Annotated in this window: 14 protein-coding genes; 6 read left to right on the forward strand and 8 right to left on the reverse strand. The window is 36.9% G+C overall.

Annotation, left to right across the window (positions count from 1 at the left end):
- Positions 1 to 22 precede the first annotated feature (22 nt).
- From CAPGI0001_RS06715 to CAPGI0001_RS06750, 8 genes are all read right to left on the reverse strand, one after another.
- A complete protein-coding gene (locus tag CAPGI0001_RS06715; RefSeq protein ID WP_002668139.1) occupies positions 23 to 2,482 on the reverse strand; it encodes a M1 family metallopeptidase in 2,460 nt (819 codons plus the stop codon).
- Between the two features lie 41 nt (positions 2,483 to 2,523).
- Positions 2,524 to 3,417: a site-specific tyrosine recombinase XerD gene (gene xerD / locus CAPGI0001_RS06720; RefSeq protein ID WP_040359879.1), complete on the reverse strand. Its 894-nt coding sequence runs from the start codon at positions 3,415 to 3,417 to the stop codon at positions 2,524 to 2,526.
- A gap of 124 nt (positions 3,418 to 3,541) precedes the next feature.
- The gene (locus tag CAPGI0001_RS06725) at positions 3,542 to 5,197 is read right to left on the reverse strand and encodes a ribonucleoside-diphosphate reductase subunit alpha (RefSeq protein WP_002668453.1); all 1,656 of its coding nucleotides are present in this window, start codon (positions 5,195 to 5,197) and stop codon (positions 3,542 to 3,544) included.
- Between the two features lie 240 nt (positions 5,198 to 5,437).
- The gene (gene mazG, locus CAPGI0001_RS06730) at positions 5,438 to 6,220 is read right to left on the reverse strand and encodes a nucleoside triphosphate pyrophosphohydrolase (protein WP_002668389.1); all 783 of its coding nucleotides are present in this window, start codon (positions 6,218 to 6,220) and stop codon (positions 5,438 to 5,440) included.
- An 85-nt stretch (positions 6,221 to 6,305) separates the two neighbouring features.
- Complete coding sequence (locus CAPGI0001_RS06735; RefSeq protein ID WP_002668189.1) at positions 6,306 to 7,163, reverse strand: hypothetical protein; 858 nt, start codon at positions 7,161 to 7,163, stop codon at positions 6,306 to 6,308.
- A gap of 285 nt (positions 7,164 to 7,448) precedes the next feature.
- Positions 7,449 to 7,793 (reverse strand): preprotein translocase subunit SecG, encoded by a 345-nt coding sequence (secG, locus tag CAPGI0001_RS06740; RefSeq protein WP_002668058.1) that lies wholly within the window; start codon positions 7,791 to 7,793, stop codon positions 7,449 to 7,451.
- 2 nt (positions 7,794 to 7,795) lie between these two features.
- Positions 7,796 to 8,716 (reverse strand): hypothetical protein, encoded by a 921-nt coding sequence (locus CAPGI0001_RS06745; RefSeq protein ID WP_002668568.1) that lies wholly within the window; start codon positions 8,714 to 8,716, stop codon positions 7,796 to 7,798.
- Position 8,717: 1 nt separating this feature from the next.
- Positions 8,718 to 9,212 carry an LptE family protein gene (locus tag CAPGI0001_RS06750; protein WP_002668411.1) on the reverse strand — a complete coding sequence of 165 codons (495 nt, stop codon included), beginning with the start codon at positions 9,210 to 9,212 and terminating at the stop codon, positions 8,718 to 8,720.
- A gap of 77 nt (positions 9,213 to 9,289) precedes the next feature.
- Here CAPGI0001_RS06750 and CAPGI0001_RS06755 point away from each other — a divergent pair, with 77 nt between their 5' ends.
- The 6 genes from CAPGI0001_RS06755 (at position 9,290) to CAPGI0001_RS06795 (ending at position 17,908) form a co-directional block, all read left to right on the forward strand.
- On the forward strand, positions 9,290 to 10,000 hold the full coding sequence (locus CAPGI0001_RS06755; protein ID WP_002668195.1) for a hypothetical protein: 711 nt from the start codon (positions 9,290 to 9,292) through the stop codon (positions 9,998 to 10,000).
- A gap of 13 nt (positions 10,001 to 10,013) precedes the next feature.
- On the forward strand, positions 10,014 to 11,255 hold the full coding sequence (locus CAPGI0001_RS06760) for an aromatic amino acid transporter (protein WP_002668085.1): 1,242 nt from the start codon (positions 10,014 to 10,016) through the stop codon (positions 11,253 to 11,255).
- 45 nt (positions 11,256 to 11,300) lie between these two features.
- A complete protein-coding gene (locus tag CAPGI0001_RS06765; RefSeq protein WP_002668551.1) occupies positions 11,301 to 12,554 on the forward strand; it encodes an aromatic amino acid transporter in 1,254 nt (417 codons plus the stop codon).
- A 36-nt stretch (positions 12,555 to 12,590) separates the two neighbouring features.
- Positions 12,591 to 13,838, forward strand: a complete 1,248-nt coding sequence (locus tag CAPGI0001_RS06770) for an aromatic amino acid transporter (RefSeq protein ID WP_040359965.1) — start codon at positions 12,591 to 12,593, stop codon at positions 13,836 to 13,838.
- Between the two features lie 1,192 nt (positions 13,839 to 15,030).
- Entirely contained in the window at positions 15,031 to 15,504 is a 474-nt protein-coding gene (locus tag CAPGI0001_RS06785) for a hypothetical protein (protein ID WP_002668323.1), read from the forward strand.
- A 643-nt stretch (positions 15,505 to 16,147) separates the two neighbouring features.
- Positions 16,148 to 17,908 (forward strand): ABC transporter ATP-binding protein, encoded by a 1,761-nt coding sequence (locus CAPGI0001_RS06795; RefSeq protein WP_002667991.1) that lies wholly within the window; start codon positions 16,148 to 16,150, stop codon positions 17,906 to 17,908.
- The last annotated feature ends 15 nt before the right edge of the window (positions 17,909 to 17,923 follow it).

Consider the following 17,923-nt stretch of genomic DNA (forward strand, 5'->3'; position numbering starts at 1 on the left):
AAAAATCAATTATACGCTACATTTACCATTTGATATTTTTCAACAGTTCCACCTGTGCTTTGATAGACTGAGAATTAGGATTTTTCTTTAGGAGATCTTCCTTTATTTTGAGTCCTTCTTCAGCTACTGCATGTAAGTGTTTTTTCTGTTCTTCATTCAACCAGCCAAATACATTGCTTAGTGATTTGGTTACTTTCTTGGTATATTCTGTATTGTCTACACTCATCAGCCAGGTAAATCCTTCTTTGATAGGAGCTTGATATTGTTCTGGGTACAATGGGTAATAGATAACCTTATCCAATAATACAGGCAAATATTTCTCATTGCGGCTCTTAAGTATATAAGGGTAGAAGGGCATAAATTGTTCAAAGCTAAGTCCTTTTAAGTCGATCATATCAATATACTGCCCTGCTTGAGAAGGGTCTAAAGCTACTAAGGCAGAAGCTGCAGCTATTTTAACAGCACGTGAAGGAAGTTTCACTGATTTTTCATACAAGGATTTGTATTTAGCATCTCTTAGGCGAGAGAGTTGTGCAATAGCAGCTGCCTTGGTCAAGTTTTCTGGATCATTCTGTGCCAAATTCTCTACCACAGGTGCCCATTGTGCTACGTTGTCAGGTCTGAGTCCTTGGATAGCTTTGATACGCAAGCGGAAGAAAGGATCTTTTAGAGCTAAGAGAAGAATATCTGAATTCCCTGTAGTAACAGCATACTCAATGGCTTGGTTACGGCTCTTATAGTCTTTAGCATTTTGGTACTGGAAGAGATATTGTTCGGGTGTTTTGTAAGCAGCTTCATCTCCTACGATCAGTCCACGAGGGTCAATGTTGATTAGGCTATACTTAGGAGATACTTTAAAGCGGAACTCATTCTTGGCTTTGGCGTCCACCCATACCTCTTTACGCACATATTTTCCTGCGTCATAGATGTCTACCTCTAAAGGAAATTGAAACATAAGTTTCTCATCCTGAGCAATTTCCAATACAGCTTCTCCTTTAGCACTATCATAAGTTACTTTAGGAGTCATCACTACATTTCCATGATTAAAATACCATTGGTTAAAGAACCAGTTGAGGTCACGTCCACTTACTTTTTCCAAAGCAAGACGTAACTGATGTGCTTCTCCTGTTCCAAACTGATTGTTCTTTAAGTACTTAGAAATCCCTTCGAAAAATGCCTTGTCACCCAAATAGTTACGTAACATATGGAGGATCCCTCCTCCTTTGTTATAGGATACGGCATCGAACATATCTTCGCGTTCTTTGTAGTTGAAGCGTACTAAGTCCTTATCAAAAGAGCCGCTATTCTTATAACCTGTGATATCACGGTTCATATGATAGTCTGCATAGTCTTTCCCATATTTGTGTTCTAACCAAAGATATTCAGAATAGTTAGCAAAAGACTCATTTACAGTAAGGTTAGCCCAGCTTTCTGCAGTTACTAAGTCTCCAAACCAGTGGTGAAAAAGCTCATGTGCTATAGTAGCTTCCCAGATATTCTGGTCGTTGAGAGATTCTGCATCTTGCTGAGCCATAGAGCTGTGTAGTACAGCTGTAGTATTTTCCATGGCTCCACTTACGTACTCTTGAGCAGTCATTTGGTAATATTTTGGCCAAGGGTAGTCATAATCCAATCTTTTAGAATAGAACTCTATCATTTCAGAGGTCTTTCCGAAGATTCTCTTAGCTACATCTGCATATTCTTTTTCTACATAGTACACGATAGGCACTTTACCTCTCCATGGTTTGTCCTTAACTTCTGCATACTCTCCTGCCCCAAGGAAGAAGAGGTAAGGGGCATGTTTTTGATTCATCACCCAATAGTCGGTACGCATCCCTTTTCCATCTCTTTTAGAAGAGGAAAGTACCCCATTGGAGAGAGTGACAAATTTGTCTGGTACTGTGATGTATATCTCTTGAGAAGATTTCTGGTTGGTCTCATCGATGGTAGGGAACCAACAAGAATTGGCTTTAGTTTCTCCCTGTGACCATACTTGTATAGGACGGTCTTTATCTTCTTTGTTGGAGTTGATAAAGTACAACCCTTTAGCATCACTAATAGCCAAACTACCATGTTTGCCTACATTCTCTGGTTGAGCTGTATACTTAATGTATATGGTATATTTTTCTCCTCTTTGGTAGGTTTTGTCCAAGCGAATAGTGAGTCTGTCCTTATCATATTTATAGGTAAGTGGTTTTCCTATAGTTCCTTTCTTATCACTGAGATTTACACTATGGATCAGCATAGCTTGTGCATCCAGCATCAGAGAATCGGTCGGATAGAAATAAGGGGCTGCAGTAAGCCACTCTTCTCCATAGAGTTCTTTTTTCTCAAAATTCAAAGATACACGTAGCTTGGTATGATCCAAGGCACTGTACTTAGTAGCCTCAGCGTGATAGAGGGAACGCCCAGAAGTTTCAGTCTGTGCTATGGCTCCCACAGAGGTTGCAAGCATAGCAAATAATAGATATTTTCGTATCATATATCAAAATAAATTAAAATATTTTTTCTTATTTCTCTTTTCTATTTCCTTGGGTGATAAGTATTTACCACTTGTGAAAGATAAGAATGGTCTATATGTGTATATATTTCTGTTGTGGTAATGCTCTCATGCCCCAACATAAGCTGAATAGCCCTAAGGTTAGCTCCATTCTCCAACAAATGGGTAGCAAAAGAATGCCTAAAGGTGTGCGGACTGATAGTTTTAGTCAGCCCTATGGCAGCTGCTGTCTGTTTTATTATGGTAAAGATCATCGCTCGGGTGAGCTGTTTGCCACGCCTATTGAGAAATACTATATCAGTAAATTCCTTCACTTGAGGGACTTCCTTGCGCTGATGCTGTATATAGTTATTTATCTGTTTCTGTGTATACTCACTGATAGGTACCAAGCGCTGTTTGTCTCCCTTACCCAATACTCGTATAAATCCTTCTTCGAAAAAAAGGTCTGAGAGGTGTAGGTTTACCAGCTCTGATACACGTAGCCCACACCCATATAAAGTTTCTATAATAGCCCTATTGCGATGCCCCTCCGATGTGGAAAGGTCTATCCCTGCAATAAGCGCATCTATTTCCTCGACAGAGAGGGTATCAGGTAGCTTCATACCATATTTAGGAGTATCTATGTACTCCATAGGGAAATCTTCCCGATAGTTTTCCAAGAGCAGATACTTGAAAAAACTCTTCAAAGAGGATATAAGCCGTGATTGAGAACGTGCTTGTAGCTCCTTACTCTGCTGATAGACAAACTCTCTGAGTGTCTCTGCCGAGATATTTTCCGGACGCTCCTCTATCTGATGAAGGTTTATATAGTCACTGAGCTTCTCTAAATCAAAGAGATAGGATTGTACTGAATTGGGAGACATCCCTCTCTCTATCTTTAGGTAATGCTCAAAATCTTTTAAAAGTTTCTTCCACATATCATAAAGCAAAAATACGAATTATTAATCAATTTGACTAATAATTCGTAATATTTTTTTAATGATGAATGTTCAATGATAATAATGCTTAATTTCACCTAAAATCTAACTACTAACATCTAAATCAAGACTCACAGCTACTACAATTGACAAAGTTCATAATCATCTCCTTGGCTACCGACTGGCTGCGCTGGTAATAAAGGCTCTTTACTCCTAACTTCCAAGCCTCAATAAGCACCTTGTTCACATCCCTTATAGGCATGGTAGGTGGTATGTTGAGATTTAGACTCTGAGACTGGTCTATATACTGTTGGCGCTGTGCCGCTTGGGTAATGATCTCCATAGGAGATATTTCCTTGAAGGTCTTGAATACATTCTTTTCCTCCTGAGTGAGTTCTTGTAAGTGCTGCACAGAACCATCAGAAAGACGTATGCTTCGCCAAATATCCTCATTATTAAGTCCTTTTTCTTCCAAGAGTTGAGTGAGGTATTTGTTCTTACGCATAAAGTTTCCTTTAGAGAGCCCCACTTTGTAGTAGTTGCTAGAGAAAGGCTCTATCCCTGGAGATACCTGTCCTAAGATAGCTGAGCTGGATGTAGTAGGTGCTATGGCCATAGTGGTAGCATTTCTCCTGCCATATCCCTTGAGTAATTCTGGCTCTCCATAGATGTGTGCCAACTCCTGAGTGGCTTTCTCTGCCTCACTCTGGATGTGCTGAAAAGCACGAGCGTTGAACTGAGTAGCCTCAAAGCTTTCAAAAGGAATCATATTCTTCTGTAAGTAAGAATGATAACCTAATACCCCTAAGCCTACTGCACGATGGCGAATGGCAAAGTTACGTGCTGACTGTAGGTAGTAGTTCCCTTTGGTCTTCTCAATGAATTCAGAGAGTACTGCATCCAAGAAAAAGATAGCCAACTTCACTGCCTTGGTGTCCTTCCATTCATCAAAGAGTTCTAAGTTCATAGAAGAAAGACAACAGATGAAAGACTCCTCTTCGCTGGAAGGAAGCATGATCTCACTACAAAGATTGCTGGCATGGATGAACATATTGTTATCCTTATACACTTGTGGGCGCTTACGGTTTACATTGTCTGTAAAGAAAATATAAGGAAGCCCCTTTTGCTGGCGTGATTCCAAGACTCTTGCCCATAGCTTTCGCTTCTCAGTATCCCCTTCAATCATTTCTTGCATCCAATAGTCTGGCACACACACACCAAAAAATAGGTTTTGTATATGATAGCCTGTATCTTTTATCTGTAGGAACTCCTCTGCATCTGGGTGATCTATGTCTAAATAAGCTGCGAAAGCGCCACGACGTACGCCTCCTTGAGAGACTACATCCATAGCTGAATCAAATAGCTTCATAAAGCTCACCGCACCACTGGATTTTCCATTGTCCGTAACGGCAGAACCACGGTGACGCAACTCTCCAAAATATCCAGAGGTACCTCCACCTATCTTTGTTTGCATAATTACCTCCCCAAGCTTATGGGTGATCCCTTCTATACTATCTGGAATATGTACATTGAAACAGGAAATAGGCAGTCCTCTCTCGGTACCCATATTCGCCCATATAGGAGAAGAAAAACTAATCCAACCCTTAGTAATCATTTCTTTGAATGCAGGTTGTAACTCAGGCTTATACAATCGCTTAGCTGCAGCACTCGTGATACGCTCTATTGCGCCTTCTACACTTTCTCCCTTGAGCAAATACCCGCGATTGAGTATCTGTTCAGATTCGTCATTAAGCCACCAAATGTCATTTTCTTGGTTCATTATTTTGTCCTTTCTTGTTTATTTGTTCCTTGTTTTGTAAAAAAGATACCTAATAATAAGGCAATTATTAGGTAGAATCTCATGGTTATACAAATCGTTTCTCAGTGCGCAAAGATATAAAATAAACTCCAATACCCACCCACTTATCAAAAGATTTAACAATGTCTTTTTATTACCAAAAAGCAATACTATGTATATCTGAATTATAGAAAAAAATATCTACACAACATTAACAATTATTTAATAGAAATAGACTTTCGATTGTTCCCATAGATCGTTCATTTCCTCAAGAGTGAGATCGGTGATATCTCTACCTTGCGACTTAGCGCTACTCTCAATAAAATCAAAACGTTGTAAGAATTTTTCATTAGTTAGCGACAAAGCATTTTCGGGATTTATTTTCAAAAAACGAGCATAATTAACCAAGCTAAAGAAGACATCTCCCATTTCCTTTTCTGTTTTCTGTGAATCTCCTTTCTTTATCTCTGCCTCAAGTTCAGAGAGTTCTTCTTGAAACTTCTTCCATACCTCTTCCCTATTGCTCCAATCAAAACCTACTCCGGCCACTTTCTCCTGTATCCGATAAGCCTTGACTAAGGAAGGTAAGCTCTTAGGAACTCCCGAAAGTACTCCTTTACTTCCCTTCTGTAGTTTTATCTTTTCCCAATTCTGCTTGACTTCTTCTTCATTCCTTACCGATACATCTCCATAGATATGAGGGTGTCGCTGGATAAGTTTCTCACAGATGGATTGGATAACATCCTCTATATCAAACAAATTCTTCTCACTTGCAATCTTAGCATAGAAGACTATATGCAGAAGAAGATCCCCTAATTCTTTCTTAATCTCTTGAGAATCATCTGCCAGAATGGCATCGGTAAGTTCATACAATTCTTCTATAGTAAGGGGACGAAGGGTTTCCATGGTTTGCTTCCTATCCCATGGGCATTTCTCACGAAGCTCATCCATAATATCCAATAGGCGACCAAAGGCCTGTAGTTGTTTTTCTCTTTTTTCTTGCATGATTTTATCTATTAAAAAATAAAAAAAGGTTATTCTATGAGAAATAGAACAACCCCTTCTAAACATATGTCAAATAAAAACAATCCTAATAGTAAGTAATTTCTCTTTCTAAGAAACTCTTAGGGAACTGATTGATGTACTCTATTCTTTCTATCCAATTTCCATGCTTATCAAACTTATATTCGTAAGCTCTTTCTTCCAAGAATACTCCCTTACCATCATAGTATTTTATTTCCTTTTCATTACCTTTGTCATCATATGTAATAACACTTCTTCTTGATAGAGCATTATTACTATAAATTTCCATCTCCACTATTTGCCCCAATTTATCATACTTGTAAGAAGTACAGTTGTCCACTTGAGTTTCAGAAGTAGTATATTGGCACATTTTTATCAATTTTCCTAACTTATCATACTCATAAGTATATTTTGATCCGAAAGATTTGTCCTTTTTAATCCAAGTTTCCTCAATCATACGTCCCTTATCATCATTTTTATATAGATAAGAATCGTTGAGTTCTCCTGTAGGAGAATAGCTATTATAGGCAGTCTTGTATCCCTTATTGTCATATACATAAAGGAATTTCATCTGTAACTTACCATAAGAGTTATATAAGTCACGAGAAGTACGTTTGCCTTTAGCATCATATTTATAGACTACTTTTTGAGAGAGTTGCCCTACCTTATTATAGGTATTATTCTCTGCTTTGTAGCCTTGCTCATCAAAAACAATGACTACATCTCCTCTCCAGAAGTCTTGTTTATCTCCTTTTGTTACTTTTCCAAAATAATCTACTAATTTATAGGGAGTTATTTTGAATGTCTTTACTTTTCCGTAAAGATTCATATCCTTCAAGTGGTTCTTACTTTCTCTTGAGTTGCCCACCTGTGCAAATACCTGCATCCCACTAACTAATAATAATAGGAATAGTCTTAATTTCATCTTTCGTTTTATTTTAAAATTTATTTCTTTTATTTGTAATTGCAAATATAGAGATTATTTCAATTCTACAAGGAGTTATTCCGCAGAAGTTATCAACATTTTATATATCTCTATTTTTAAAATTTATAAATTCTAATACCATACCAAGGGTTCTACCATAGTAATATTAGACACTCTCTATCAGAAAGATAGCCTCCTATACAAACCTCTTTTCAAAAAGTTATATTAACAACAACAAAAACAATATTAATATAAATTAATATTGTTTTTGATTTTTATTACATTTTATTTTTGAGGATTGCTTTGTTGTTGTGTTGGAGGGGTCTGTACAGGCTGTTGTGTAGAGACAGGAGGTGTGCTTACCCCATCTAAAACACTTCCGCCTCGCTCTGGATGTGCGTTGGTAAGAATAAGATTACTGATAAGGGAAAGTACAATAAGAGACACCCCTAGTGTCCATGTACTTGTATTAAGAAAATCTCCTGTTTTCTTTACCCCTCCTACGATCTGTGCATTCCCTCCAAAAGAAGATGAAAGACCTCCACTTTTAGGCTGTTGCACCATGACTACTAATATCAATAAGAAAGATACCAATAGAATAAGCCCTAAAACAATGTTGAATGTTAGCATAATTATAATTTATTTTGTTGTAATTTTCTAATAATTGCAATTTGTTCTGCAAAATAACCGCTTTTAGCTGGATTTTTAAGCATTAATATCTGGTAAGCCTGAATAGCTTCACTATATTTTCCTTGTTCAAGGTATACCTTTGCCAAAGTTTCAGTCATGAACTGTCGTCCTATATCTTTCTTCTCCACAATCTCCACTGCATTCGGTGTATCATAATCCTTATTAACTTCTATCTTAGGATTGCTTTCCAAGAATTTGTCTATCAGATCAAACTTCTTAGCACGGGCATCCCCTTCCTCAAATATATTCTTATCCACAAAAGGTAAATCTACTGAAGCAGTTGCATGGACTCTTCTATCAATAGGTTTGTAGCGTGTCACTTCTAACCATTGGGCAAAAGAATGCTTATCTGCTTTTTGAAATTCTATAGGCTTACCCATCTGTAAAGCCTCTTCCTCACCTCTTGTCTGCTCTGAAGTGGGAACAAAAGAGCCCTTTATATCATTTTGCTCTGTCTGCTCACCTTGCTCCGTTCTCACAGAAGATGCATTGCGATTCTCTATAGGATAATACTCCTTTCGTTCAAAGGCGTCTCCCGTTACATAAGTGGTAAACTCTGACGGAATGGCCTCATCAGCATAAGTTTTGGGCATGGAACTCTTCTTAAAGAAATCTTTCTTTTCCTTAAAAGAAGAAGAGGTGATAAAATCAAACAATAAAGTTCTATTGCCTATATGAGCAGCTGTTATTTTCAGTTCTTTATTATAACGATAGCTCTCTTGTGCATATAATATCTTCAGATACACAGCCTTTACTACCTGAAAATAAGGGTATTCGTGTATGATATTCTCCAGCTCATACACCTGTGACAAGGTGATATGATTGGGCTGCTTCATGATAAGAGAGAGTTCTGCTGCTGTCATTTTACCAATTCGCTAAAGAAGCATTAAAAATATCCTGTCCTATTCGCTCAAAAATAGCCTCAAAAGCAGCACTCTTAACCGAACTAAGCTGCGCATTGGCAGGGAAATCGTAATAGTGAGAAAACTGTTTTTCGAAATCCTTGTCCTCTTCCTTATTATTAGTAAAGCGCACATTGACTGTTACTGTAAGGCGGTTCTGTGCTGCTCGCTGATCAGCTGTAGCAGCCATAGGAGCCACTGTAAAGTTTGTTATTTCTCCCTCATAGACCAAGTCTCCATTGCTATTGGTAAGCGAAAGATTTGTTTGATTATTAATCAAATCCTGTAGGTAGAAAGTGAACTCTCTATCCATTCCTGGCTCTATCAATGGCGCTCTATTTTGAAAAAAATTTACCTGAAAAGTTTTGGCATTCCCTGTGCTTCCTCCTGTGAAATTATAGATACCACAAGAGGATATACCACATAAAAGGCACAAAAATAAAATTAGTTTTTTCAACGGAAAATTTTTTGCAAAAGTACAACTATATTTTTAATAAAAAAATTTTTTTATACCTTTGCAAAAAAATATCACTTATGGAAACTCTGGAAAAAAATAAAGAGAACTCAGAGGGGTCTTTAGAACTCTCTAACGAACTCAAACGCCTACAGAGGAGCTCTAATCCTCTGAAAATATTTAAAGAAATGAGTGTGTTAGGAATTGGCTCTGGGGTAAAGTCTGTAAAGAATATCTTATTCTTTACCATAGTGAATCTTATCTTTTTTTTGGTGGGGGTTTATCTACTTTTTAGCCATACTTTTGCTTATAAAAAACTATTTTTCCTGCTTCTTATGATAGGAATAGGTGTACTATTTGTATTTATCGCCATCAGAAAAGTTTTTGATTTGCTTAAAATGGAATATGCTTCCTATCTTTTCAATCAATTTCAACCTCAGATTCAAAAAGTATTCGAAAGTATTTTCCAAAAAGCAGAGAATACCACTGAAAAAATTATCAGTAAAGGGCAGTTACAAGATACCTTCCAGCGTTTTCTTCCTAAGATTCCCAAGGCTTTCCAAAAGCACCTGCTCTTTGTGCTTTCTTTTACTCCTATGGTAGGCTTTGTCGCCGATATTGTAGCCACTCCTACCCTTACTTCCCCACAGAAGCAAAGCGATGTCCTATATGAAAAAGTACAACACTATATGCAGGAGAGCGTGGAAGATGAGCGCCGAGGCTATTGGGTACTCTGGGCGCTGATTATCAATGCTCTTTTACAGGGATTTCTATTATATATGTTATTGTAAATCAAACTAAAACATGACTCAAAAAAAAATTCCCTCCCTACTGGGAGGCGCTATGATTATTGCCGGAACGGCCATTGGGGCTGGAATGCTTGCCAATCCTACCTCTACTGCAGGAATATGGTTTGTGGGTTCGGCAATCATTCTGTTTTATACTTGGTTCTGTATGACTACTTCCGGACTTATGCTCTTGGAGGCCAATCTCCACTACCCTACTGGAGCTAGTTTTGATACCATTGTTACAGATTTGCTTGGAAAGCGATGGAATTTTCTCAACGGGCTTTCTGTGACTTTTGTGCTCTATATCCTGACATATGCCTATATTACCTCTGGGGGAAGTATTACTGAAAATGCTATTAATAGCCTACAAGGAGAAGTACAAATCTCTAGAAGCATAGGATCTTTGCTTTTTTGCTTAGTATTAGGCCTTTTTGTATGGTTTTCTACTAAAGCTGTAGACAGGCTAAGCACTATTCTTATTGGAGGTATGATCATTGCTTTCTTTCTCTCAACAACTGGACTACTCTCTTCGGTAAGCAGTCATATATTGTTGGATATTCAAAATAAAAATACAACAGCACATCTCCCCTACTTGCTTACAGCACTCCCTGTGTGCTTAGTCTCTTTTGGCTTTCATGGAAATGTTCCCAGCTTGGTCAAATACTATAATCGAGATGGACGCCGTGTGATGCAATCCATATTTATCGGAACTCTTTTAGCGCTTTTTATCTATATATTATGGCAAATGGCAGTACAAGGAAACCTCCCAAGAGACAAATTCGCTCCTGTCATAGCCAAGGGTGGAGATGTAGCGGCTCTTTTGGAAGCACTAAGTGCCTATATACCTATCCAATATATAAGTATTGCTCTAAACTTCTTCGCTTATATGGCTATTGCCAGTTCGTTCTTGGGGGTAACCTTAGGACTTTTTGATTATATAGCGGATTTGCTCAAGCTACCTGACACCCCCTGGGGAAGGGCTAAGACAGCCTTACTGACCTTTCTCCCTCCTCTACTACTGAGCTTACAGTTTCCTTATGGCTTTGTCATCGCCATTGGTTATGCAGGATTGGCAGCTACTCTTTGGGCAGCCATAGTTCCCGCTCTATTGGTACAGGCCAGCCGTAAGAAGTTTCCTGAGTCTTCTTATAAAGTGTATGGAGGAAAAGGAATGGTTTACTTTATTATTTTCTTTGGGCTTATCAATATAATAGCTCAAATAGGAATACAAATGGGGATTATCCCAACCTTTAAATAGGTAATGGATAACAAGTAACAGATAATGTATAATTAGGCAAGAAAAATGACCTCAAAAAAACTTCCTTCACTCTTAGGCGGGGCAATGATCATCGCAGGAACTGCTATTGGTGCAGGGATGCTTGCCAACCCTACATCTATGTCGGGGATATGGTTTGTAGGTTCTCTCATGATGTTCCTCTTTACATGGTTCTACACCGTAGTGGCTGGACTGATGCTTATGGAAGCCAATCTGCATTTTCCTAAAGGGGCTAATCTTAACACAATGGTTACCCAACTCTTAGGAAAAGGCTGGAATATAGCCAACGGACTTGCTGTGGCTTTCACCCTTTATATACTCACGTATGCGTATATTACCTCTGGAGGCGGAATCACTGAAAATCTCTTACATCGGATTGTACCAGAACTAGGAATTTCCCATAAGGAAAGTTCCCTACTATTTTGCTTTGCGTTAGCTTTATTTGTCAGTATATCTACCAAAGCCGTAAGCCGATTGAGCACGATTCTTATCACAGGTATGATTATTGCCTTCTTCCTTTCAACAACAAGCTTACTAAGTTCGGTGAGCCCCTCTGTACTGTTCGATACTACCGCGCAAAAGGAGTCTTCCTATATTCTTTATCTACTTTCTGCCTTACCTATGTGCTTGGTATCTTTTGGATATCACGTATGCTTACCCAGCTTGGTGAGTTACTATAACAAGAAAAGCCGGTTGGTTATACAATCGATTCTCATAGGTACCGGAATTGCCTTTCTCATATACATATTATGGCAAATGGCTGTACAAGGAAACCTTCCTCGAGAACAATTTGCACCTGTCATTGCCAAGGGAGGGGATGTAGCAGCCCTTCTGGCTGCTTTAAGTACATATATCCCGACACAAACCATTGGCATAGTGCTTGATTTTTTTGCCTATATGGCTATCGCCAGTTCTTTCTTGGGAGTAACCTTGGGGCTCTTTGATTACATTACAGATTTGCTTCAGTGGGGCAACTCCTTATGGGGCAGAATAAAAACTGCCCTGGTTACCTTTCTCCCTCCACTGATGATGAGTTTTTTTTATCCTTATGGATTTGTTACCGCCATCGCTTATGCTGGAGTTGCTGTGAGCTTCTCCTCAATAATGATTTCAGCACTGATGGTGCGCTCCAGCAGAAAGAAATTCCCTGAGGCAACCACCTATCGTACTTTCGGAGGAACACCACTTATTTATTTTATAATAATTATCGGTATCCTAAATATAGCAATACAAATAGGCATACAGACAGGAATTATACCCATTTTCACAGGGAATAAATAACAGATAGTGAGCAATAGAACCATAAATAAACAAAAAATGAAACAAAAAAAACTTCCTTCACTCTTAGGTGGGTCAATGATCATCGCAGGAACTGCTATTGGTGCAGGAATGCTTGCCAATCCGACAGCTATGTCGGGGATATGGTTTCTCGGTTCGGTGATTTTATTCCTTATCATTTGGGGCATCACCACCCTATCGGCATTAATGCTTTTAGAAGCCAATCTTCACTTTGAGAAAGGTGCTAATTTTGACACAATCACAACCCAACTATTGGGAAAAGGCTGGAATATATTCAATGGAATTTCGGTGGCCTTCACCCTGTATATCCTTACATATGCTTATATTACCTCAGGAGGAAGCATCACCAAGAGTTTGCTCAATCGGTTTGTTCCAGAACTTCCTATCAATCATACTTTTTCAGCTCTTCTTTTCTGCTTTGTATTAGCCCTTTTTGTAAGTATTTCTACTAAGGCAGTGGACAGGATGAGCACAATTCTTATTTCTGGTATGGTGATAGCTTTTTTCTTATCGACAACAGGATTGCTAAGTTCTGCCAAGAGCGAGATCTTACTCAATACAGTAGCACATACGGAAACTTCCTACCTTCCTTATCTATTTTCAGCCATTCCTACCTGCTTAGTATCCTTTGGATATCATATTTGTGTACCTACTTTGGTCAATTATTATGATAAGAAGAGTAAAAAAGTAATCTATTCAATACTTATCGGGTCTCTTTTAGCACTTATTATTTACATATCTTGGCAGATGGCGGTACAAGGCAACCTTCCCAGAGGAGAATTTGCTCCCATCATATCCAAAGGTGGCGATGTAGCCACTTTACTAAGTGCTTTAAATCGATATATCCCCGTTTTGTCCATAAGCATAGTCCTTGACTTCTTTGCTTATATGGCTATAGCCAGTTCTTTCTTAGGAGTAACCTTAGGGCTTTTTGATTATATATCCGATTTGTTCAAATGGGGTAATCACTTAGGAGGAAGAATAAAAACTGCCTTGGTTACCTTCTTGCCTCCTTTATTATTGAGTCTTTTTTATCCTTATGGATTTGTTACCGCAATTGCTTACGCTGGGCTCGCTGTAAGTTTTTGGATGATTATCATACCTGCACTTTTAGCATGTGCCAGCAGAAAGAAATTCCCTAATAGTAATTATAAAGTATTTGGCGGAAAGTGGATGATTTATGTAGTAATACTTTTTGGTTTGCTTAATATATTTTGCTATATAGCTTCTCAGCTAAATTGGATTCCTACTTTCAAAGGAGAATAATGTAAATTATAAATCAAATCACACAACTAATAAAATCATTTTTAGATAATAAGAAATAGGTTACAAAATATTTTTTAATACATTTTATAGTCAGACGCATTGAAATTTTTGAATATAACAAATCTTACTATCAGAAACTATTAAAATATTTTTTACCACATCACCATAACCTTATGACAATGATTTCAAATAAAAATAAATACGATAACATATAAAAATTTACAAATATGAATAACATAATTTCAAAAATCACAAAATATTTTCTTTATAGTATTTTAGTTGTCCTTATTGGTAAATTCATTTTCTATATACCTATATTTTATACTATAAATATGGATAATTTTAAAGAGATGATACAATTAGAGAGAGTAGATATTATCTCTTTTGTTGTATTCTTTGCTTTGCTTTTACTATGTGAAAAGAAAAAAAGGGATACCTATAAGTTCTATACACTATTTTATATTTGTTTTCATCTTTTATCCGTTATATCATTTGTAATATACCAATGTATAGAATTTTACATAGGAAGAGATGAACGTTTTGAATACCATTTTTGGAACGAATTATTCTCACAGAGAGAGGAAATAATGCAATTATTTCTCAGCAGATTTTTGGACACTGATATCATTTCTGTTTATATAGTTTCCTCTTTTTTCATTCTAAAAAAATATGCAAACCACAAAATATAATTCTAAATACTCATCTCCTATTAAAAAAATAATATTATGGAATCAACCGTATTATATATAAAAAAATATGCAATCTACAGCTTATTATTTTTGCTGTTTTTTGAATGTATGATGTTTCTTCCTTGTTTAGGATATCAAAACAAACAAGAGGTACTCATACTATTCTTAATTTATCAATTCAATTATCTTTCTTTAGTGCTCATATTTTTTATATTACTCATACTTTTTAGGAAAATAAAGAAGGATACTTATTCATTTTACATTCTGTTCTACAGTTGTTTTATATTTATAGCCACCATCGTTGATATTATTTATCATTTTGGAAAACAAATTTTCAATGATGAAACTATATCTATTTACTCAAATGAAGAGGTTTCAAAAATAACATATATTATGGATTTACTTTATTTTAGATTTTCTACCACTAGTTATTTTTGTATTATTATTGTCTCTTCCTATATAGTACTAAAAAAATACATAAAGGATAAGTAAAAATAATGAATATGAAAAAAGAAACTTCTTTTCTCAACAAATTAAAGCTTGCCCTTGCATTAAGTACTCTTTTCTTAATCATCTCAATGATACCTTTTGCTCTTGCTAACAAAGAAGAGGTGACGGACTCTTATAAGATAGGATTTATTCTTGATCTTATTATTCCCTTTTTATTGAGTTTTACTTTTTTCTTAACGCTTCTTCCTGCAGAGAAATATATCAAAAATGGAATAAGGTTCTATCTCAAATTTTTTGTAAACTGGTTTGCTTCAAGCTTTATTATCCTTTTCGTGTTAAAATTATTTTTCATATTGATAAATTACTCTCGGTCATTTTATAATTATTCGCAGGTTGTAAAATATGTGAAAGAAACTTTTCAACTTATCTTTGTGGAAATTCTTAGTCTTACTAATATTGGAATTGGGATAATATGTTCTCTTCCCCTACTCTATGTATATAGAAAGATAATATTGGAGAAAAAATAGAAAACATAAGAGAATTATTCATTTTAAAAACCTACAAACTATGACAATACGTGAATATTTTTACTTATTATCTCCTACTGTGTTGCTTTACTTAGTAAGCCTATTGATTACTTTTTTATTTGTCAAAAAGAATAAGTTTTTATACTTTTGCTTTATTAATTGGATGCTCTGTACAGTAAGCTACATTTTCTTTTTCGGAGAAATGTTCGAGAATATTCGTATGTCCCCTTCTGATTATAGTGATCGTATGTTCGACATCTCAGAAGGATTTCCTTTAATAATGATGGATCCTTTACATCATTTATTATTCTTAATAGCTGTATTTTTGCTTATCAGAAAAATATTTATCAAAAAGAAAAAACAATTCTAAAAATAACCTTTTTGGAACGATTTTTGATGGGGAAAAAGCTACTCTTTTTTTAATTACCACATAAGTATGAAAAAGCATATATTTATCTAGCTTGACCTTTTTCTGTGTAAAAAATGCTGAAACTTATATGCTGTAACTAATATAAAAAATGATCCTTAATTCTATACCAGAACCTTAGAAGCACATAACAATAGCCTTAAATACCATACAGATATGCTCGCACACCGATAAGTAAGGACTCGAGCTACTCTACTAGATAATCATACAAACAAAATGTCTCAACAAAAAACTAAAGCCAACGATTTCAGTATCTTAAAAAAACTTTTTAGCTACACCAAACCATACAAATGGATATTTGCCTTAGTAGCCTTCCTATCCATCTATATATCAGGAGCAAGTTCTCTGAGGGCTTATATCTCCAAGGAAATTATCAATACTTATATTGTTCCCAAGGACTACGAAGGCTTATTATATGCCAGTTTGCTCTTGGTGGGGATTCTCCTATCAGAAATTATCTCTCAGATTTCTTTTGCTTATTACTCAGGATGGATAGGACAAATGGTGATTTATGACATGAGAAAGAAGTTATTCTCTCTAATGCTTCGCTTCAATATGAAGTACCACAACCAATCCTCTGTAGGAGTATTGATTACTCGTGCAGTGAATGACTTAGAACGTATTGGAGAGATTTTCAGTGCAGGATTTTTTGAGATTATTTCGGATATCCTCAAAATGCTACTGATTATGTCCCTGATGTTGCTGACTGATTGGAAATTATCACTCCTTACTTTCCTGACTTTACCAATTATCATTTATGCTACCCATCTCTTCCAGAAGGCGAGCAAAGCTGCCTTTACAGACATCCGTCGAGAGGTAGCCAACTTGAATTCTTTTGTACAGGAACGCATCACAGGAATCAAAGTTGTCCAACTATTCACCCGAGAGGAGCAGGAGTACAAAGCCTTTCAAGAGATTAATGAAAAACATAAAAAAGCGTGGTTGCGCAATATCCTCCAGAACTCTATTTACTTTCCTATTGCTGAAATATTAAGTTCTATTGCTATTGCTTTGGTTATTTGGTATGGAGGCTTACAAGTTGCCCACCATGAAATGGCCAGTCTGGGGGTAATCTTTATGTTTGTCCAATTGGTTCAGGAGCTATATCGTCCACTGCGCCATATTGCAGACAAGTTTACTGTACTACAAATGGGGATGGTTGCCGCCGGACGTGTTTTTGATATTATGGAGGAGGGCAAGGAAAACCAAGAAGATGCTCAAGGAGGTATCTGCAGAGACATAGAAGGAAATATTCAATTTAACAAGGTTACCTTTGGTTACAAAAAAGAAGAAGAAATACTTCACGGAATCAGTTTCTCTGCCCAACAAGGAGAAACTATAGCCATTGTCGGGGCTACTGGAGCAGGAAAATCCACCGTGATACAGCTCCTCTCTCGTTTTTATAAGGCCAATTCTGGAAAAATACTCATAGATGGGGTGGATTGCAACGACTATAATCTGGAAAACTACCGCAAACAGATAAGCGTTGTCCTCCAAGATGTCTTTCTATTTGCCGATAGTATTTTCTACAACATCACCTTAGGAGATGAGAACATCACCTTAGAACAGGTCAAAGAAGCAGCTAAGGAAATAGGCATTCACGACTTCATAGAACAGCTGCCCAACGGCTATCTCTTTGATGTGAAGGAGCGAGGAGCTGTACTTTCTGCCGGACAGCGACAACTGATTTCCTTCCTGCGTGCCTATGTACACAAGCCAAAAATTCTTATCCTTGATGAGGCTACCGCTTCAGTGGACTCGCATTCGGAAAAGCTCCTACAGCAAGCTACAGAGAAGATCACCCAAGGGCGTACTTCAATTGTGATTGCCCACCGCCTCTCCACCATTCGCAAGGCCGATAGGATCATTGTCATGAACAAAGGAAATATCGTAGAAGAAGGTACTCATGAACAGCTACTTGAAATTCCCAACGGATACTATAAAAACCTGTACAATATGCAGTTTGCTTCTGAATAAACCCTCTGACTACCA

It is taken from the genome of Capnocytophaga gingivalis ATCC 33624, assembly GCF_000174755.1.
Lineage (GTDB): Bacteria > Bacteroidota > Bacteroidia > Flavobacteriales > Flavobacteriaceae > Capnocytophaga > Capnocytophaga gingivalis.